Genomic DNA, 19,751 nt, shown 5'->3' with positions numbered 1-19,751 from the left:
CTTTATCCAAGATGTATATACTTTTCCCCGCTATTTGCGAGTTCATAACCAGTGAGAGTTACACCTACCCATTGATTACAGTTTCACTTTACTATCATACTAAATTTTCAGCATATTCTCATTAAAAATAAAAAATCCCTTTCATTCTTTTTACAAATGAAAGGGATTTTATGTCATATCACTCATTTTGCTGTTCCTACTCCATTTAAAACATACTTCGCAATAACTGCATATACAGCGACTGTACCTGCTACTAATGCATATACCATACTTACGCACCAACCTTTTTTGATAATGATTATCACTTTTAAATACAGTTTATCATTAAAGAGAATCATTATCAACACTTTTCATAAAGAAAGCTCCTTATAAGAAGGAGCTTTACTGCCTGTTTTGAAAAAGGTTAAAACTTGTTGTGCACTCTTATTATATCTCATCCTACATAACTTAACAGTTTAAAAAAATGGAAATATCCCCTATCCCCTCCATCTTACATTTTGTATAATAAAAGGGAATTACTTAACAAGGAGGAAAAAAATGACACAAAATCTCACACAAGGCGAGAGGATACACTCCATTGATATTATTAGAGGAATAGCTGTACTAGGTATTTTTCTTGTGAATTGGCCTGTTATCGCCGGGGTTGACTCACGTGATCTTTCAGGAATTTACGAAGGGATAGACAGCTACATTCGCCTATTTTACGATATGTTTATTCAAACGAAATTTTATACAATTTTTTCGTTTTTATTCGGATTAGGTTTTTATATTTTTATGAGTCGTGCTGAAGCGAAAACAGATCATCCAAAAATTTTATTTGTTCGCCGCTTACTTATTTTATTATTATTCGGTTTCTTACATTACGTTCTTTTATGGGACGGAGACATTTTACATACTTATGCGATTGCTGGATTTTTCTTATTTTTATTTTATAAGAGAGAACCTCGTACTATTTTAATATGGGCTATCGTTTTATTGAGTATTTTTCAATTCATTATGCTAATGGCTGGTATTACGGTTGCATTGGTACCAAAGGAAGAGCTAGGTTTTTCCTTACCTATCATGCCATTAGAAGACTGGCTGTCACAAATACAAAATCGTTTCCATGCATTTTACGCTGATGGAATTGGATTAAATTTACTTATGCTTCCAGAAACAGTTGGGCTATTTTTACTTGGTTTATACGCCGGCAAAAAGGATATTTTCCGCCGCACGAAAGAGTTAGATCCAAAGCTTAAAAAATGGCAAATTATTATGTTCCTTTTAACATTACCAATGTGGTTCTTCATGGTCCGTTACTTCTTATCAAAACCATTTTATGAACCAATTTATATGCAGGTCTTTACAATGTTTAGCGGAAAAACGTTATTCATATTCTACATTTTCACTCTAATGCGTTTATTACAAAAAGAAAAATGGCAAACGTTATTACGTCCATTCCAATACGTTGGACGAATGGCATTAACAAATTACATCTCGCATACAATTGTTACATTACTTGTATTTGGTCTATTACTTAAAAATTATTATCCTGCTCCATTATGGGTTGGACCAATATTCTGCATTAGTTTCTACACGTTACAAATCTTTATTAGCCGCTGGTGGCTTTCACATTACCAATACGGGCCACTTGAGTACATTTGGCGTCTTGGTACTTACGGGAAAATGATGCCACTTAAAAAGAAAAGCAAGGTCTCATAACGAGACCTTGCTTTTTTACGCTTCTCTTACTGCATTTTGTATAGATACTGGCTCTTCTTCTACTTTCACTTTGCGCTGCGGCACCATATTAAATACGATATTTAAAAGTACTGCTGACGCACTTCCAAGTACAATTCCGTTATCTGTTAAAATACGAATGCTTTCTGGAAGTTGTGAAAATAATGTAGGAACGACTGTTACGCCAAGCCCAATTCCGACAGAACATGCAACGATTAATAAGTTTTCTTGTCTTCCGAAGTCAACGCTACTTAACATTTTAATACCATATGCCATAACCATACCGAACATCGCTAACATCGCACCGCCCAGTACTGATTTCGGAATAATTGTTGTAATAGCTGCGATTTTAGGAATGAAACCAAGTACGATTAACATACCACCGCAAGTATAAATAATAACGCGATTTCTTACTCCAGTTAATTGAACAAGTCCTACGTTTTGAGAGTATGTTGTATATGGGAACGCGTTGAAAATGCCACCTAACACCATCGCTAATCCTTCTGCGCGATAGCCTTTTGTTAATTCTTTTTCACCGATTTTTTTATTGCAAATATCAGATAATGCAAAGTATACACCCGTTGCTTCTACAATCCCTACACAGGCAACGAGAATCATCGTAATAATTGGTGTTAATTCAAATGTTGGTGTACCAAAGTAAAATGGTTGAATACCGTGGAACCAATCCGCCTCTCCAACCGCTTGCAAACTTACTTTCCCCATAAACGCTGCAACGATAGTACCGAACAACAAACCTAATAGAATAGAAATGGAACGGATAAATCCATCAAAGAAACGATACATAATAATGATAAATAATAACACTCCAAATGCTAACGCTAAGTTTTCAAGACTTCCGAAATCTTTACTTCCTACTCCGCCAGCCATATCATTAATAGCAGCTGGAACAAGTGTAACTCCAATTACTGTAACGACAGATCCTGTTACAACAGGTGGAAACAGTTTTACGAGTTTTCCAAATAATTTCGCAAAAATAACAACGAATAACCCAGCAGCAATAATTGCTCCATAAATTGAAGACACACCGTATTGTTTTCCAATCGCAATCATCGGTCCAACGGCTGTAAATGTACAACCAAGTACAACGGGAAGTCCTATACCGAAAAAGCGATTTGATAATGCTTGTAAAATTGTCGCAACGCCGCACATTAATAAATCAATTGAGACTAAATATGTTAACTCTTTTTGATTTAAACCAAGTCCACCGCCCACAATAAGCGGAACGATAATTGCTCCAGCATACATTGCAAGCATATGCTGCATACCAAGCGATGCAATTTTAAATGGATGCTGCTTCATCGTTTATTTCACCTCCGCAGTTTCTTGCTGTACAAATGTAACTGTGCCGTTATCAAGTGATGCAATTTCTGCTAGTGATTCAACACGAACGCCTTGTTCACGAAGCTTCTTTCCTCCATCTTGAAATGCTTTTTCAATAACAATTCCAATTCCTGCAATACTCGCTCCAGCTTGCTCTACTAAACTCATTAAACCTAAAGCAGCCTGACCGTTTGCTAAAAAGTCATCGATGATTAATACACGATCATTTTCATCGATATGATTTCGAGATAATGAAATTTCATTTGTTTCTTGTTTTGTAAATGAATATACGTTTGCAACGTACATATTATCTTGTAACGTTAACGATTTACGTTTTCGTGCAAAAATTACTTTTACACCAAGCTCTAATGCAGCCATAACTGCTGGTGCAATGCCTGAAGATTCAATCGTCACGATTTTTGTAATGTTCTCTTCTTTAAAACGTTTAGCAAATTCTTTTCCGATTTCTTGCATAAGTACTGGATCAATTTGATGATTTAAAAAAGCATCTACCTTTAATACGTCACCAGATAAAACCTTTCCTTCGTTCAAAATCTTTTCTTGTAATACTTTCATGTTTGTTCCCCCTCTTATGCAATAAAAAAACTCCAAAAGCCGCCACCACTCGTTACAAGTGAGAGACGCGCTTTTGGAGTTTCGCAAAAAAAGAATGCTAAACAAGCAATTATATTCGTCCTCACTCATAGTCAAAGTATTTACGGTACTTCGGTAGAAACTTGCAGGCCATATCCCCGCGATTATATGAGTGTAGCTAACTATTTATTTTATAGAAGGATTATAACGTACTTTTTATGCTTTGAAAAGCATTTATCGAAAAAACACGTACAAATTTTTAAAAACTACTATTTTTGTTCGAGTTTTGCAAACTCTTTCATTTCCAATTACAACTTCGTTAAAATGATTGGCCCATCTTTTGTAATCGCAATTGTATGCTCATATTGAGCTGATAATTTCCTGTCCATCGTTCGTGCAGTCCACCCATTTAAATCTACTTTAGAATATCGCATACCTATATTTACAATCGGTTCAATTGTAATTACCATTCCTTCTTGTAACTGAGGTCCTTGTCCTTGTTTCCCAAAATGAAAAATTGCTGGTTCTTCATGAATCTCTTTACCGATTCCATGTCCCGTAAAGTCTCTTGCAACAGAAAAACCTTCATTTGTTACATAACTTTCAATTGCATAGCCAATATCTCCTACATGGTTATCGATTATCGCCTGGTCAATTCCTTTATACAAAGCATTCTCAGCTACTAACAACAACTTTTCTGCTTCATCAGAAACTTTTCCAACTCTATACGTCCAAGCAGAATCTGAAAGACCCCCATTTAAGTTTACTACCGTGTCAATTGTTACAATATCACCCTCAGTTAAAGGAACATCGGCCGGAAACGCATGACACATTTCATCGTTTACAGATGCACATATCGCATATGGATATCCGTTGTACCCTTTCTGCTCAGACGTTGCACCATGCTGTTCTAAATATGCTTCAACAAACGTATTAATTTCTTTTGTAGTAATACCTGGTTTCATCATCTTCGCAATTTCTCTATGACATGAAGCAAGTAATTTTCCAGATTCATGCATTAACTCTATTTCATTTTTCGTTTTAATTATACTCATGCTGTCTCTCCTTACTAAACTTGCTATTTACTATTAAACTTCAATCATACACATCCTCTTCCAAAATTTCAAAACTTCCAATTACAAAAAGTATGATTTATTTCTGCATAAAAAAACAGAAGGAGATTCTTCTGTTTTTTAATCATTTTTACATATATAATTCATTTTCAAAAACTCAAAACAACTACCATTTGTTTTCTGTATAAACGTTCCAACTACTTCAAACCCTGCCCTTTTATACACTTTAATCGCTCTCTCATTAAATATAGCTACTGATAGTGTTATATACTTGCATCCATATTTTTCTTTACTAAAAGCTAGTATAGCGTTTAAGAACTGTAAACCAAATCCGTTCCCAGTTATATTAGGTCTCATTCCAAGACCAATATCAACCGTTCCGTCATTTATTTTACAAACAGTAAAATAACCAATGAGAGTGCCATTTTCCTTCACAGAAAATGTATGATCCCCTCTACTTTCATCATGTAAAAATTCAGCTAAATCTTCTTCATCTGCCTCTATATCGTAAAAGGAATATTTCCCTTCATAATGCCAGTTGTATGCAATTTCTTCTGCTTCTTCTTGCGTCATTACTTTATATGTATAGTCCATTCTCCCATCCCCCTTTAAAAAAGAGCTGCAATTAAGCAGCTCTTTTTTTACAACTCATAAATCTCTTTATATTTCGCTTCTAAATAATCGGCTAAGTAGTTTGCATTTAAGCCTTCACCTGTTACATCTTCTAAAATTTCAAGTGGCTTTTTCGTTTTACCGTATTGGTGAATGTTTTCTGTTAACCATTCACGAATTGGTGTTACGTTTCCTTCTTCTAATAATGCATCAAAGTTCGGAATGTCTTTTAACATTCTTTGCTTAAATTGCGCTGCATACATATAACCAAGTGCATAAGATGGGAAGTATCCAAATGAGCCACCAGCCCAGTGAACATCTTGCAATACACCTTGCGCATCATTTTCCGGACGAATTCCTAAATATGCTTCCATCTTATCATTCCAAGCTGCTGGTAAGTCCTTCACTTGTAATGTACCATCAAATAATTCTTTCTCTAATTCATAACGCACCATAACATGAAGCGGGTATGTAAGCTCATCTGCTTCTATACGAATGAATGACGGCTTCGATTCATTAATTGCATCATAAAATTCATCGACTGACATATCATCAAATTGACCATCGCTATACTCTTTTAATAAATCATAATTTTTCTTCCAGAATGATTTATTACGGCCGATAAAGTTCTCAAAGAATAATGATTGTGATTCGTGAATACCCATAGATGTACCACTGCAAAGTGGTGTACCTTCAAATTGTTCTGCAATATTTTGTTCATATACTGCATGACCACATTCATGGATCGTTCCAAAAACAGCCATACGAAAATCTTTTTCATCATAGCGTGTCGTAATACGAACATCCCCTCTATTTAATGTAATTTCGAAAGGATGCACTGTTTCATCAAGACGACCTGCTTCAAAGTCATAATTCAATTGCTTTAATAGTTCTAATGTAAAGTTCTTTTGTTTTTCTTTTGAAAATTGTTCCGATAAAGCACTTGTTTTTAATCCTTTTTTAGACTCAGAGATTTCTTTTACAAGCGGCACGATGCGCTCACGAAGTTGACCAAATACGTGATCTAAAACTTCTACTGTAATACCTGGCTCATACATGTCTAATAATGTATTATATTTATATGTTTCATAACCCCAATATGTAATAAATTTCTTTTTAAATTCAACAATTTTTTCTAAGTATGGGCGGAACATTTCGAAATCAGATTTTTCACGAGCTTCTTCCCACACACTCTCTGCTTTCGCTTCTAATTTCACATAAGCCTCATATTCAGCTTGTGGAATTTTTTTATTTCTATCATATTCTTTCCGACACTCTTCAACCATTTTCTTCGTTGTTTCAGAAAGTTTATCTTCACGTATTAAAGCTTCAAGCTCTGTTAAATAGTTTCCCATCTCATCTGAAGTCGACATAGCAAACACTTCTGACGAAAGCATACCAATTACTTCTGAACGCTGATCTACACCTTTTTTTGGTGCACCTGTTCTTAAATCCCAAAACATTAAACTTAATGCTTCTCCGTAATTTTGTATCTTCTTCACGTATGTTAAAAATTGTTTTTCTACTTCATATGTAGCAACTGTCATCGTATAAAAGCCTCCTTTTTCTACCTCAAATTTAATTCGACACAGAAACATAAATTCCTTTTATAATAGAAAAAAAGCTTGGCAAGCGCCAAGCTTTCTCCTTATAATTCTTTACCTTCTACTGGCAGTACATTTTTCACAGCTGCAACTACTTTCTCATCTTCTGAATCAGATAAGAAAATTGATATAGCACCTTTATCTTCACTTGTACGAATTAAACGCCCAATTCCTTGACGAAGTCGTAAAATCATATATGGTACATCTACATCCCAGAATGGATCATTTACGTGCTTACGTTTCGCTTCAAACACAGGATCGTTTGGAGGGAATGGTAAAGACCAAATAATAACGTGCGATAATGATGAACCAGGAATATCTAAACCTTCCCATAAATGAACCGCACAAAGTACAGTCTCTTCTTCATTTTGGAAACGAGAAACGAGCTGGCTAATTTCCTGATCTCCTTCATATAAGAACGGAACCGACATTTGCTCTTTACTTACATACTCTTTGAACGCTGCAAGCTCTTGCGTTGTACGGAATAATACAAGCGTACGTCCATTTGTTTTTTGTATATTTTCAAGTGTATATTGACACTTTCTTTCCCATTCATTTTCTTTCGTATGTGATAGTAAGTTTACTGTCATTTGCTCTTCGTAATCAAACGGTGAAGCAACTGAGAATGACAAGTAATCTTTTACCCCTAGGCTATTAGCTGTGAAAGCGAATGAATCGTTGTTCGATAATGTCGCAGAAGAGAAAATATACGGTATTTTCTTCGAGAATACTTTCTCTTGTAACACTTCTTCAACTGCACGCGGCATAATAACTAACGTGAAGGCACCATCACCTTCTTCACCCCAAGTAATTACATTTTTCTCGTGCATGAACAGACGAAGTGAATGTTCTAATACATCTAAATGCTCATCAACAATATTTAAATCATACGTGTTTACTGTATGCATTTCACTTTCGAATACTAATGCATCTCCAACTTCACCGATTTTTGCATAAAGTCGTTTCGCTTCAGCTGTTACTTTTTCTGTCACAGTAATTTCTAGACGATCAGAACCGGCAATTTCCTTTTTATGCTCTTGTAACACATCAAAGAATCGTTCAGTTTGCCAAATTGTTTCTTCTACTAAATGTGCAAACTCCTCACGAATATCGTTTTGTAGCAATCTCGTTAATAGTTGCTCCATCATCGTTTGCTTTAAACGGTATGTTAAAGCTTTTTGAGCTGCATATTCTACAAGATGTCCTTCATCGAATACAACGCAGCTACTTTCTGGTAATAATGGAATTTGCCCTTCACGCTTACGAGCATCGTACGTCCAAATATGATCCATATAGAAATCTTGAGAACAAATAATTAAATCTGCTGCTTTACGATAATGTTCACGAGAAAGAGTTTGTCCACAACGATGACGAGAATCACAAGTAAAGCAATCTTGGAAGTAATCCCAATTTACTTTTGACCATTCTTCGTCATTTAAAAGTGGAAATTCTTTTCTGTCACCATAGTGAGTAAAGTTTTGCATCGTACCATGATCAAATACAAACTGTGGTAACTCGTAATATACGTCTTCAATTACTTCTGGAGCTCGTCCACTCATAACATCTTCAAGTTTACGTAAGCATAAATAATTATCCATTGATTTTGCAAGCCTTACATCAACAGATAGCCCTAATGCTTCAGATAACTTAGCGATGTCCCCTTCTTCTTTCACAAGCTGCTCAATTAACGTTTCATCTGCACAAGCAATAATAGCTGGTTTCCCAGTATAACGCGCGTAACAAATTGCATATAGAAGATATACAATTGTTTTCCCTGTTCCTACACCAGCTTCTGCGAACATAACTTTCTTTTCTTGGAAAGCGCGTTCTAACTGAAACGCCATAAAAATTTGTTCATCACGCTCTTCAAAGCCTTTTTCCGGAAGGATGTCGTAAAACACATCTCCAATCCACTCATTCAACTTATCATAAAAATTATCTTGTTTTCCTACTTCAAATGGTAATCTCTTCTCAGTAAACATCCTTAGCCTCCAACCAAAAAGTTTTTCTATAAAAAGATAATAGCAACTGCTACGCATATGTGTGCAGCCACTTTCCCCTGTTGCAATACATAGAAATTCACGAAAAAAAATTTTCCTTTCGAAAAAGGAAAATTTTCTTCTATATTAATGACTTTAAATACCGTTTATCAATCGCTGTTTCATGTGAAAGAGCTGACAAATATTCTTCTTGTGCTTTTTGTATTTCATCTACAATCGCACCTTGACTATCCACTTCTTTTCCGAGCTCATCATACGTACGGTGAATAGCTTTTTGAATCATTGATAATTGAAAATTATCCATATGACTTCCTCCTTTACGCATTACATAATAGCCAGTATATGCGCGCTGGAGGAGTTTTATACTATGAATTACGCGGTGGACGTTTTCCGAAGTATTGGTAGTAATCTGTACGGATAAATCCGTTAAACAGTTTACGCTTCTTCGACGCATCTTTTCCGTAACACTTCTCAAATGCTTCGTAGCTTGTTAATACATACGCTGACCATGTATCTAATGGGCGGAATACTTGTCCCATTTCTTTATACAGTTGTTCAACGAGTGCTTTTTCACTTAAACGTTCTCCGTATGGAGGATTCGTTACAACGTAGCCATAATCCTCTTTTGTTGTGAAATCTTTTACTTGCATTTGTTTAAATGTAATTAAATCGCCTAAGCCTACTTCTTCTGCGTTATCTTGAGCAACTCGAATCATACGATGATCAATATCTGATCCAATGATTTGTAATCGTTGATCATAGTTCGCTAAATCTTCAGCTTCTTGACGAGCTTCACGCCAGTTTTGTTTACCTACCCAGCCCCACTCGTCAGATGCGAAACCACGGTTAAATCCTGGTGCAATGTTTTGTCCAATTAATGCTGCTTCAATCGGAATTGTACCTGATCCACAGAATGGATCAACAAATGGACGATCTGGCTTCCAGTTTGTTAATTTAATTAAAGACGCAGCTAATGTTTCTTTTAACGGAGCTTCCCCTTGATCCATACGGTATCCACGTTTATGAAGCCCAACACCGCTCGCATCAATTGTTAATGTTGCAATATCCTTGAGCATTGCAATCTCGATACGGAATAACGGACCATCTTCTTCAAACCAAGTTGTACGTTTATATGTTGTTTTTAATTTTTCAACGACAGCTTTTTTAACGATACGTTGGCAATCCGAAACACTGAATAATTCAGATTTTAAAGATTTACCGATAACAGGGAATTCACCATTCTCTGGAATATAATCTCCCCAGTTTAATGCTTTCGTTTTTTCAAATAGCTCATCAAATGTCGTTGCTTTAAATTCGCCAACTTTAATTTTTACACGGTCCGCAGTACGTAACCATAAGTTCGTACGACAAATCGCCTTTTCATCTGCTTCAAATGTTACTTTGCTGTTTTCTACTTGACATTCATAACCAAGATCGCGAACTTCTCGGGCAACTAACGCTTCAATACCCATTGCCGCTGTTGCAATTAAAGTAACTTTTCCCATTTGCATTCACCTCTTATGTATATTCAAACAATAATTAATAGCAATTGGTCCTATTAATTATTACATTTTACGAAAAATTTTCTCATTAACCATTTTAACTCATACTTTATAACTTCATACAAATAAAAAGCCCTCCTCTAACAAAGGAGAGCTGAGTTATTTCATAGTTGGTTCATAACGTTCTGTAAGCCATGTTCTGTTCCTTTGTACTACAAACGGCCCACGCCTCGTACTCCGGTGGCAATCATCTATCTACAGGTTATAAAACCTGTCCTTTCCCGTCGTTCATTTCCTTGGAAAAGATTCCCCTACCATTATTTGGGTTTCTCGCTCGTGGGGTTTACCTCGTTCCACTCCTATCATTTCTTCAAGGACTTCGTCACTGTGGCACTTTAAAGGTAGTCAAACCATATCCGAAAGGACTTAGGTTTTTTCCCTGCCGTTAAACCAGCCTTACAGCCAGAATACCCTAGCTTATGAATTGGCTAGGCACGAACACTACAGCCATCTCAGGCCGTGCGAGCATGGACTTTCCTCTACAACGTTGGCGTTGCAGCGATTACCCAAACGTTATGACATCCATTAGTATAGTGGAAACAAAAAGATTTTGCAACGTTTTTTTCTATGTAAAATGCTTAAACCTTTTCCCACCTTACATCATTCGTATAACTTACTTCCAAATACAGCTTTTTCTAAGTTAGATAAGCGTTTTAAAATATCCGTATTCGTGTTGTTATAAACCGGTTGTGCAACTGGTGTTTGTACAGGTTGTTGTGGAACTTGCGTTACTGCTAATTTTTGTTCCTCTAATTCACGCTTTAAACGAGCATTTTGTTGCTTTAATTGCTCAAACTCTTTGTGGAAAGCTTCATAGTCTTTAATGATCATATCAAGAAACTTGTCTACTTCTTCTTGCTGATAACCTCTCATACCTGTTTTAAATTCTTTTTCTAAAATATCTTTCGCTGTTAATTTAATTTTATCCGAAATCATTTTCTTCACCTCAAATTTTTACCAAAACTTTCATTAACTAAATTTTTTCAGAAACAATGCTTTTTGTCAATCATATATACGAGTACTATATTACATATTACTCTGCATTATTCCACTGTTCCTCTTCTATTATATCTTGTAAATCAGAAAAAAGAATGAAATAACTGTGATAATTTTCTATTTCCCCTTTTTTCTTTGCTGATTCTACAATATATTTGGGACTTCCTGGTTTTTCTTCATCGTATACCGCTAAAAGCGCATCACTTTTTTCAATAAAAAATTGATTTTTTAATTTAAATTGCTCTGGGCTTTCATACTTCCGTTTCGTGATACTATCAACATGGTCTGCTTGAGAAAGAATAAATTCGTAATATTCACGATTATCTTCTTTCCAATTTTCTTCTTGTTCTAAAAACGGAGTGAATACCGCTAATTTTAAATCAGGATATTCTACTTGCATTTCAAAAACAACTTCAGCAGCCCATAATTCTACACCTAATTGGCCGCTTATTATAACCCATTCTAAACCATCTTCTACAAAAGTGATTAATTTACGGTGTAATGCTTTCTTTATACACTCCACTCCTGGATGATCATTTTTAAATATTCCAAGTTCAAATGGCTTATATCCTGTTACTGCAATAACTTTCATATCAACACTCCAATTACAAAAAAAGAACTAGCATTTCGCTAGTTCTAACATATCATTTACTTTTTAAATATTCCACCAACGTTTGGTCCGATATTTGGACCTACTGGTGATACATTGTTTGGTAAAAACGGTGATACATTTGGTCCTGGTCCAAACGGTGATACATTCGGTCCTGGCCCAAATGGAGATATTTGATGACCGTGGTGATGATGATGATGATGACCATGGCCACACGGTCCACATCCGCCACCGAATCCTGGGTCGATTGGGTCCACAACATTTACATTTGAATTTGTTTGCGGGAAGAAGTTTTGGTTTTTAATTTGTTGATGATGTACATGTGTTGTATGTGTTGGGAAAATGTGTGGCACCACCGTTGTTGAAAAAGAGTGTGTTACGCATTGTTTCGTCGGATGAATGACAGGAGCAGTCGTACAAATAGGTCCTGTAGGCTTATGCCCTCCAAAGCAAGGATGACAATGATGCATAGTTTTTTCTCTCCTCTCTCGTTAAAAAAATCTGATTACACTTTACAGTATGAGAAAAGAGAGAAAGCCGTTTGTTATATATACCCATTTATTACAAGGAAATTTGTCTAGTCCTTTATTTCATTTACATTGTTTTTATAGACAATCCTTCAACATCACTTACCAAAAAAGCCTCCAACTTGCTTTACAATACCTGTCACTTGATTCATCGCATTCATCATTTGTCCAGCTGTATTCATCATTTTATTTACATCATAGTTACCATCTGATGTTTTAAATTGAGAAACAAAACTAGAAAACTGACTTGGCTGTTGTTGCTTTTGCTTACCCTGCGTCGGGTACGGTTGTTTTGGTGGATAAAACATCGCTTGTTGATTAGCATACGGCGATGGTGGTGGCATATAATATTGCGAATTCATATAAGGCTGCTGCTGTGGTTGATTCATGTATGGTTGCTGAGCTTGTGATTGTTGAGCTTGATTCACATAAGGTTGCTGCTGTTGTGGTTGTTGAGCTTGATTCACATAAGGTTGCTGCTGTTGTGGTTGTTGAGCTTGATTCATAAAGGACACTTCAAACGGTTGATAATAATTTTGATTTCCATAATAAGGCTCGAAAGGATACATATTATACCGTAAATATGTATCCGTATTATATTGGTACATATTTTGCTGTGCATATGGATTCGTTTGCTGATATAAGTTAGGTTGTTGAAACATGCATTCTCTCCTCCTTCACATAAGTTTCTACATATATAATATGTACCTATAAAATAATATGTGTGATGGAGTATCTGTCTATTTTTGTCGGAAGTTTAAATTTTTAAAAAATTAAAAAAGAAAACCCTTCCATGCTATGATAATAAAGAAGAAGATTCTCATGGGGGAGGAATCAACATGGTATTAGGGGATTTAAAACAAGCGTTTTCTCAAAAAAAGGGGTATTGCACAGAGAATGCAAATGAATTATTAGACTTTGCGAGACATTGGTATCTCGAAGGAAAAATATGCATATCAGATTATCGAACATTAATAAAAGAATTAGAAATAAACGGCGCAACAAAACCTACAACAATGACAGAAGCATAAAAATAACAAGAGGGCTCTCCCTCTTGTTATTTACATTGCTCAACTATATTTTGCAAAGTATACGAAATGGCTTGGTGTGTTTCAAAGAATCGTTTACCTTTACCTTTATTTACAAAGCATTGCAACACATTCGTTTGTAAATTATCATATACTTGATCAATTTGCTGTACATGTATATATTTTGGCTTTTCTTCTTTAATCCACTTATAAGCTAATTCTTTCCACTTCTTTAATTCCTCATCTACCATATCTACAAACGGTTTCATATCCTTATAAAAGTCGTATTCGGTTAGTTCTCTCTTTTTTACATTCGCTTCATTATTATACTGCATGAGTTTTTCTGAAGACTGTATTAATGCTTCATTCTTCATTTCTTTCCCACCTTATTATGCACTCACTACGACGTTTTGAAATGTCTTTACCCAATTCCCTTTCTCTTCGTGATGCACTAATTTATTTTCCATATGTTCAATATGCATTTCTGTTATTTCTATCTTATTGCATATTTTTTCACTCGCATCCTTTAATGCATGATTCATTCTAATCCCTATATTCATTTCCAGCAAATCGAGAGAACTTAACATTTGATCCATTTTTTTCATTACATCTTCCTTCTGAACCATCGCCATATACAAAACGCCTCCTTCTTTGCTTTTCCTTTGTCATGTAATTTCGCCGAATGATTCACCACTCCTGCCCACATGACAAAACTAGTTGTTATTCGTCAAAGAAATCATTTCGTATGTCATTTATAGAAATGGTAACAATACAAAAAGGAGGTGTATTACAATGGCAAAGAACAAAAATGAAAAAAAGAAAAACCAAAACAAACAACAAAATAAACCCGAGACTGGCAATCCAAAGCTAGATGGTCCAAACTTCCCTGCTACATAAAGCGAGACTTTATTACGAACAGTTAAATTTCAAGTCACCCTTAATCTCCTACTAGCATTACGTTTTGAGATTAAAGTTGTAGCACACATAGCAGGATTGTTTCAAATTAAGAAGTCCCGTCTTCAAAATGGAAGACGGGACTTCTTTTTTATTATATCATGAACTCATCCATCCTTTTAGCAAAACGATTTGCGATAGATAGCCTATAGATTTGTTCTCTCTTTCTTCTATACCATTCTGTTATATTAACTTCCCCTTTAGGTTCTTCAGGTACAAATAGCACATTCATTTTCATATTTGCACAAAACCAATCTCTCATTTTTATTTCTTCATGTAAAATAACAGGATAAATATCTCTAAGTGTTGGCGTATAAGACTTTCGAGTTTCCTTTGCGTAAACTTCATAATCTTCTCTAGACCCAGTATGTGTAGTTTGCAATGCAAACTTATAAAACGAACCATTATAAATTGGATGAAACAATAACCATGCTAATTTTTTTCCTAGTTCTATACGCTGTTGTAACGTTTCAAATTGATAAACCGAAAATCCATACATTCTCCCTTCAATTGTTGGGAAGATAACTGCACTAATATGAAGTCTTTCTTGCACTTTAAAAAGTGCAGTATGGAATACATGTTTTTTAAAATATGTGTTCTCAATGACTGGTTTTTGAATTTTATTTTGTTCATTTATAATAAGCGCTGTCATAAGCCTATTCATATCTCTTCTTTCCCAGAAAAGTAACCATTCTTTTTCCATAAAAATTGATACGTTGAAATATTGCAACAAATGAAAGAGAGGTGCACGTCTCTTCTTACTTTCCTCATACAATAATAGCTGAGGAAATGCATCTAAAAAAATAATCCAATTAGCCTGTTCGTACAGAATAAATAAATGTTTTTTTACCGTTCTAGGTAAAACAGTAGCATAATATCTCCCTTCTAAATCAGTCATATTCCAGCCCGCATTTCTCGAAACCATACTCGCTAAAAAGGCCCACCTGATTTCACTATTTCTTACATAATATTCTTGATAAGATTGTGTCCGAGAAATATTGTCCACATTAGCTATTTCTGTTTTCTTTTTAATATTGTGAACGATTGCTTTTTCTTCCTCTGTACAAAAATTTTTTTCTCGATTTTGTTTCATTTTCATATAATCATTCCATGTAAACATAAATAAGTCATCATACCTTTCATCAAAAAGGTCACATCTTTTTTCATTTTTTGATATAATCACCTTTGTAAGTAATTCTTAGCAAGTTGGGGGTGGACACACTATGACCATTCGTTACCCAAATGGAAAAAGGTATAATCAAGCTTCACAACCTCAAAAAACACCTATAAAAACACATACTTATAGTAATAGAGGTATGTCCCTTGAAGAGGAATTGAATGAAACAAATCAATATTACTTAACCCATAATATTGCATGTGTACATAAAAAGCCTACACCTCTTCAAATTGTAAAAGTAGATTACCCCGCTCGAAGTGCTGCAGTGGTAAAAGAAGCGTATTTTAAACAACCTTCTACAACAGATTACAACGGTGTATACAAAGGGAAATACATCGATTTTGAAGCAAAGGAAACAAAAAATAAAACTAGTTTCCCACTTCAAAACTTCCACCTTCATCAAATTGAACATATGAAGCAAGTGGTTGCTCATAATGGAATTGCATTTGTTATTATTAAATTTACACTTTTTGATGAATTTTATTTACTAGATGCAAAACATATTATTGCATTTTGGAATCGTCAAAATACTGGTGGACGCAAGTCGATTACGAAAGAAGAAATAGAAGAGCATGGATCCTTATTATCATGCGGTTATCACCCTCGGATTGACTATATCCGTGTACTAGACATGGTTTATTTTTCGTGATAGAGTCATCACTAAGGCTCTTTTTTCGACTTTTGGGGGAGAGAATGAAAGGTAGGAGAAAGTATAATGTCAGATAATTATCGTTCTCGTACAGAACGAAATCATGTGAAAAATCAAGAAAAAAAAACACATAAAGAAGAAAAACCAAAGAAAAAAGGCTCCTTTTTCAAGAAATTTCTTATAGGTTGTCTACTTCTTGGTATCGTTGGTCTTGTAGCCGGCGTTTCCGCTTTCTTTGTTATGGTAAAGGATGCTCCAAAATTAGACAAAGCCAAACTTGTTAATCCTTTATCAACAAAGTTTCTTGATAAAAACGGGAATTTCTTCTATGAATACGGTGCTGAAAAACGAACACACGTTACTTATGATCAAATTCCAAAAGTAGTTGAAAATGCATTCCTTGCAACTGAGGATTCGCGTTTCTATGATCATAATGGAATTGATTTTAAACGAACTACAAAAGCAGTTATGGAAAATGTCACTGGTGGTTTCGGTTCCCAAGGTGGTAGTACGATTACACAGCAAGTCGTTAAAAACTACTTTCTAACGATGGACAAAACTGCTAAAAGAAAAGTACAAGAATGGTACTTATCTTACAAATTAGAGCAACAATACTCTAAACATGAGATTTTAGAAATGTACTTAAATAAGATTAATTTGGGTAACCGTTCATACGGTATTGCGACAGCAGCGCAAAAATATTATGGTAAAGATTTAAAAGACTTGCAATTACATGAAGCTGCTATGCTCGCTGGTTTACCCCAAGGTCCAAACATTTATGATCCAACAAAAAAGGAAAATGTTGAACGAGCAACAAATCGTCGTAATGTCGTATTATCATTAATGAATCGACATGGTTATATAACAAAAGAAGAAATGAATAACGCCGTTAAGATCCCAGTAACTGAGGGCCTTCAACCGTCTTCAGAAGTAACTGAGATGAAGTATCAAGCATTTTTAGATGCGGTTGTAAAAGAAGTTGAAAAAGAATATCCTGATGTAAATATCGGTTCAGATGGTTTAACGATTCATACAACACTTGATCAAGATGCTCAAGATTACGCTGAAAAAATTATGGATGGTAATCTTATTAAGTATCCAAACGATCAATTCCAAGGATCATTCGTATTTATGGATACACAATCTGGAGAAGTTCGAGCAATTGGTGCTGGACGTAAAGAAAATAAGTCCACTTTCAAAGGTCATAATATGGCAACTGATTTAAAACGCCAAGTTGGTTCAACAATGAAACCAATTTTCGACTACGGTCCAGCGATTGAGAATCTTCAATGGTCTACTTACCATCAATTAAATGACTCTGAATATACTTATTCGGATGGCACAAAGATTAAAAATGCTACAGGGAGTTTTAAAGGTGACGTTTCACTTCGTGAAGCATTGAAGAAGTCATTAAACATCCCGGCTTTAAAGACAGCTCAAACAGTTGGACTTAATAAATCAAAAGAGTTTGCTGAAGGTTTAGGCATGACATTTGAAAATGGAGTACATGAATCTACTGCAATTGGTAGTAACGATAGTTCTCCATTAGCAGTAGCAGGTGCATATGCAACCTTCGGTAATGGTGGTAACTATAATAAACCACATTTCGTAAAAGAAGTAACCTTCCCGGACGGGAAAAAGAAAAGCTTTAAACCGAAAGAACAACGCGCTATGCAAGACTATACAGCTTACATGGTAACTGACGTTCTTCGTGACGTAGTAAAACCTGGTTCTGGTGGTACAGGACCAACAGCATATGTTTCAGGTGTTGACGTAGCGGGTAAAACTGGAACGCAAAACTTTGATGCAAAAGATTTAAAGAAATACGGCATTCCAGCTGATGCAAACAGGGATAGCTGGTTCGCTGGATATACACCACAATATACGATGGCTGTATGGACGGGTTACGTAAAGAATGGTCCAGAAAACTACATTAGTGATCGTTATACTAAAATTGCACAGCAAATGTTCCAAGTAATGATGAGCAAATTCGCTACAGATAAATCACGCTTTGAACGTCCTTCTTCTGTACAAGAAATAAACGGAGAATTATACGTAAAAGGTGCGAAAAAAGATGCAATTAAACAAATTAAAGTAGATGCCCCTAGTGGTCTGAATGTCACTTTTGATGGCGCTAGCACAGTTACACTAAACTGGTCTGGACCAGCAGAAGTCGATGCATATGCAGCCAGCTATAAAGCAACTGATGGTTCAAGTGGTAGCCTATCAATAAGTGGTACGACAGCTACTCTTGGTGGTATTAAACCAGGTGTTACTTACAGCTTCTCTGTAGTAGCGAAAAAAGGCACTGGAACAAGCCCAGCAGTTGGTGCATCCTTCACTGCGCCTGGCGGAACTCCAGATGCGAAAAAAGCTGAAGAAGAGGCTAAGAAAAAGGCCGATGAAGAAGCTAAGAAAAAAGCTGATGAAGAAGCCCAGAAAAAGGCTAATGAAGATAAAGTAAAACAAGACGAAGCTAAGAAAAAGGCTGAAGAAGAGGCTAAGAAACAACAAGAACAACAGCAAGAACAACAACGTAAACAGCAAGAAGAAGCTCAAAAGAAAGCTGATGAGGAAGCTAGAAGAAAAGCTGAAGAAGAAGCTAAGAAAAAAGCTGAAGAAGAAGCTAAGAAGAAAGCTGAAGAAGAGGCCAAGAAAAAAGCTGAAGAAGAGGCTAAGAAACAACAAGAACAGCAACACCAAAATACCGGAGGAGATACACCTCACGCAGACGGTGCTGTTGTTACAACAGAGTCCTAATATACAAAAAAGAAGTCCGTTTCTCTTAACGAGAAGCGGACTTCTTTTTTGTTATCATTTTCTTTACATACAGCTTTTCTATTTCGATATACAACTGCGCTAATTGAATATAAGAATGATAATTACTCGGTTTCTTTATAATGAATGAATATCTTTCCATAAAATTAACAGGTTGCACTTTTAATTTATTCGTATTTATTTGCATTTCATTCAAACTATGAACAGGTTGTTCATTTAGCCAATAGACAACCGATAACAAGTGAGCTGCAAAAAGAATCATTGGTCCCTCAGCCTCTTGCTTATTTCTATTTCGAAACAGTATAGCAATGTCTTCATGCTTATTTTTCCATACATTCAACATCGCTGGAATGCTGTTTTCAATTTCCTTCCACGGCTCATACTGTCTTTCAATATCAAATATAAAGTAAGTATTTTGTATTATCTCTTCAAAAGAATTGTCTGTATGATACTTAACTAAATTTACACTTTCTTTAAAAAATGGTAAACAGTGAAATTCTTTCGGTATTTCTATAACTCGCTCCATC

The 19,751-nt window shown here is 35.4% G+C and carries 22 protein-coding genes, 1 other RNA gene and 1 riboswitch; of the genes, 5 read left to right on the top strand and 18 right to left on the bottom strand.

Annotated elements, in window-relative coordinates; all coding sequences use genetic code 11:
• Positions 1 to 182: 182 nt before the first annotated feature.
• Positions 183 to 338: a hypothetical protein gene (locus DN399_RS28040; protein ID WP_179953528.1), complete on the bottom strand. Its 156-nt coding sequence runs from the start codon at positions 336 to 338 to the stop codon at positions 183 to 185.
• Between the two features lie 199 nt (positions 339 to 537).
• On the opposite strand from DN399_RS28040, the gene DN399_RS07750 reads away from it, so the two are divergent.
• A complete protein-coding gene (locus DN399_RS07750) occupies positions 538 to 1,701 on the top strand; it encodes a DUF418 domain-containing protein (protein ID WP_049108376.1) in 1,164 nt (387 codons plus the stop codon).
• 15 nt (positions 1,702 to 1,716) lie between these two features.
• Here DN399_RS07750 and pbuX read toward each other — a convergent pair whose 3' ends face one another.
• The 13 genes from pbuX to DN399_RS07680 all read right to left on the bottom strand — a co-directional run bounded on the left by pbuX (position 1,717) and on the right by DN399_RS07680 (position 13,300).
• Positions 1,717 to 3,039 (bottom strand): xanthine permease PbuX, encoded by a 1,323-nt coding sequence (gene pbuX, locus DN399_RS07745; protein ID WP_149149433.1) that lies wholly within the window; start codon positions 3,037 to 3,039, stop codon positions 1,717 to 1,719.
• Positions 3,040 to 3,042: 3 nt separating this feature from the next.
• The gene (locus tag DN399_RS07740) at positions 3,043 to 3,636 is read right to left on the bottom strand and encodes a xanthine phosphoribosyltransferase (protein ID WP_000866483.1); all 594 of its coding nucleotides are present in this window, start codon (positions 3,634 to 3,636) and stop codon (positions 3,043 to 3,045) included.
• Positions 3,637 to 3,744: 108 nt separating this feature from the next.
• A riboswitch (purine riboswitch) is annotated at positions 3,745 to 3,846 on the bottom strand.
• A gap of 116 nt (positions 3,847 to 3,962) precedes the next feature.
• Complete coding sequence (locus tag DN399_RS07730) at positions 3,963 to 4,709, bottom strand: type I methionyl aminopeptidase (RefSeq protein ID WP_000022486.1); 747 nt, start codon at positions 4,707 to 4,709, stop codon at positions 3,963 to 3,965.
• Between the two features lie 138 nt (positions 4,710 to 4,847).
• Positions 4,848 to 5,321: a GNAT family N-acetyltransferase gene (locus tag DN399_RS07725; RefSeq protein WP_149149432.1), complete on the bottom strand. Its 474-nt coding sequence runs from the start codon at positions 5,319 to 5,321 to the stop codon at positions 4,848 to 4,850.
• A 47-nt stretch (positions 5,322 to 5,368) separates the two neighbouring features.
• The gene (gene ypwA, locus DN399_RS07720; RefSeq protein WP_000215074.1) at positions 5,369 to 6,886 is read right to left on the bottom strand and encodes a carboxypeptidase; all 1,518 of its coding nucleotides are present in this window, start codon (positions 6,884 to 6,886) and stop codon (positions 5,369 to 5,371) included.
• Positions 6,887 to 6,987: 101 nt separating this feature from the next.
• Positions 6,988 to 8,925: an ATP-dependent DNA helicase gene (locus DN399_RS07715; protein ID WP_149149431.1), complete on the bottom strand. Its 1,938-nt coding sequence runs from the start codon at positions 8,923 to 8,925 to the stop codon at positions 6,988 to 6,990.
• Between the two features lie 139 nt (positions 8,926 to 9,064).
• The gene (locus tag DN399_RS07710) at positions 9,065 to 9,247 is read right to left on the bottom strand and encodes a DUF3921 domain-containing protein (RefSeq protein WP_000368570.1); all 183 of its coding nucleotides are present in this window, start codon (positions 9,245 to 9,247) and stop codon (positions 9,065 to 9,067) included.
• A gap of 61 nt (positions 9,248 to 9,308) precedes the next feature.
• On the bottom strand, positions 9,309 to 10,448 hold the full coding sequence (locus DN399_RS07705; RefSeq protein WP_000521224.1) for a THUMP domain-containing class I SAM-dependent RNA methyltransferase: 1,140 nt from the start codon (positions 10,446 to 10,448) through the stop codon (positions 9,309 to 9,311).
• 180 nt (positions 10,449 to 10,628) lie between these two features.
• Positions 10,629 to 11,019, bottom strand: an RNA gene (gene rnpB, locus DN399_RS07700) — RNase P RNA component class B.
• Positions 11,020 to 11,105: 86 nt separating this feature from the next.
• The gene (gene gpsB, locus DN399_RS07695) at positions 11,106 to 11,441 is read right to left on the bottom strand and encodes a cell division regulator GpsB (protein ID WP_000622431.1); all 336 of its coding nucleotides are present in this window, start codon (positions 11,439 to 11,441) and stop codon (positions 11,106 to 11,108) included.
• A 97-nt stretch (positions 11,442 to 11,538) separates the two neighbouring features.
• Entirely contained in the window at positions 11,539 to 12,093 is a 555-nt protein-coding gene (locus DN399_RS07690) for an SLOG family protein (protein WP_000862908.1), read from the bottom strand.
• 56 nt (positions 12,094 to 12,149) lie between these two features.
• Entirely contained in the window at positions 12,150 to 12,581 is a 432-nt protein-coding gene (locus tag DN399_RS07685) for a CotD family spore coat protein (RefSeq protein WP_000546272.1), read from the bottom strand.
• A 155-nt stretch (positions 12,582 to 12,736) separates the two neighbouring features.
• On the bottom strand, positions 12,737 to 13,300 hold the full coding sequence (locus tag DN399_RS07680) for a YppG family protein (protein ID WP_016122190.1): 564 nt from the start codon (positions 13,298 to 13,300) through the stop codon (positions 12,737 to 12,739).
• Between the two features lie 177 nt (positions 13,301 to 13,477).
• Here DN399_RS07680 and DN399_RS07675 point away from each other — a divergent pair, with 177 nt between their 5' ends.
• Positions 13,478 to 13,669: a YppF family protein gene (locus tag DN399_RS07675; protein ID WP_000242652.1), complete on the top strand. Its 192-nt coding sequence runs from the start codon at positions 13,478 to 13,480 to the stop codon at positions 13,667 to 13,669.
• A gap of 26 nt (positions 13,670 to 13,695) precedes the next feature.
• Here DN399_RS07675 and DN399_RS07670 read toward each other — a convergent pair whose 3' ends face one another.
• Together DN399_RS07670 and DN399_RS07665 are read right to left on the bottom strand one after the other, a co-directional pair.
• Positions 13,696 to 14,040, bottom strand: coding sequence for a YppE family protein (locus tag DN399_RS07670; protein WP_000786939.1), 345 nt, complete (start codon positions 14,038 to 14,040; stop codon positions 13,696 to 13,698).
• Positions 14,041 to 14,055: 15 nt separating this feature from the next.
• Positions 14,056 to 14,298: a hypothetical protein gene (locus tag DN399_RS07665; protein ID WP_001252036.1), complete on the bottom strand. Its 243-nt coding sequence runs from the start codon at positions 14,296 to 14,298 to the stop codon at positions 14,056 to 14,058.
• An 85-nt stretch (positions 14,299 to 14,383) separates the two neighbouring features.
• Here DN399_RS07665 and DN399_RS28600 point away from each other — a divergent pair, with 85 nt between their 5' ends.
• Positions 14,384 to 14,563, top strand: a complete 180-nt coding sequence (locus tag DN399_RS28600; RefSeq protein WP_001987054.1) for a hypothetical protein — start codon at positions 14,384 to 14,386, stop codon at positions 14,561 to 14,563.
• Positions 14,564 to 14,714: 151 nt separating this feature from the next.
• On the opposite strand, the gene DN399_RS07660 is transcribed toward DN399_RS28600, so the two are convergent.
• A complete protein-coding gene (locus tag DN399_RS07660) occupies positions 14,715 to 15,740 on the bottom strand; it encodes a DUF2515 domain-containing protein (protein WP_000495661.1) in 1,026 nt (341 codons plus the stop codon).
• A 103-nt stretch (positions 15,741 to 15,843) separates the two neighbouring features.
• Here DN399_RS07660 and recU point away from each other — a divergent pair, with 103 nt between their 5' ends.
• On the top strand, positions 15,844 to 16,446 hold the full coding sequence (recU, locus tag DN399_RS07655; RefSeq protein ID WP_000155598.1) for a Holliday junction resolvase RecU: 603 nt from the start codon (positions 15,844 to 15,846) through the stop codon (positions 16,444 to 16,446).
• A gap of 66 nt (positions 16,447 to 16,512) precedes the next feature.
• On the top strand, positions 16,513 to 19,206 hold the full coding sequence (locus DN399_RS07650) for a PBP1A family penicillin-binding protein (RefSeq protein WP_016122188.1): 2,694 nt from the start codon (positions 16,513 to 16,515) through the stop codon (positions 19,204 to 19,206).
• Between the two features lie 25 nt (positions 19,207 to 19,231).
• Here DN399_RS07650 and DN399_RS07645 read toward each other — a convergent pair whose 3' ends face one another.
• Positions 19,232 to 19,750 carry a YpoC family protein gene (locus DN399_RS07645; protein WP_016122187.1) on the bottom strand — a complete coding sequence of 173 codons (519 nt, stop codon included), beginning with the start codon at positions 19,748 to 19,750 and terminating at the stop codon, positions 19,232 to 19,234.
• Between the last annotated feature and the right edge of the window lies 1 nt (position 19,751).

Origin of the sequence: Bacillus sp. AR4-2 (genome assembly GCF_008274865.1) — a bacterium.
Lineage (GTDB): Bacteria > Bacillota > Bacilli > Bacillales > Bacillaceae_G > Bacillus_A > Bacillus_A cereus.
The sequence above is the reverse complement of the archived record's forward strand: the minus strand, read 5'-3'. Positions and strand labels throughout refer to the sequence as shown.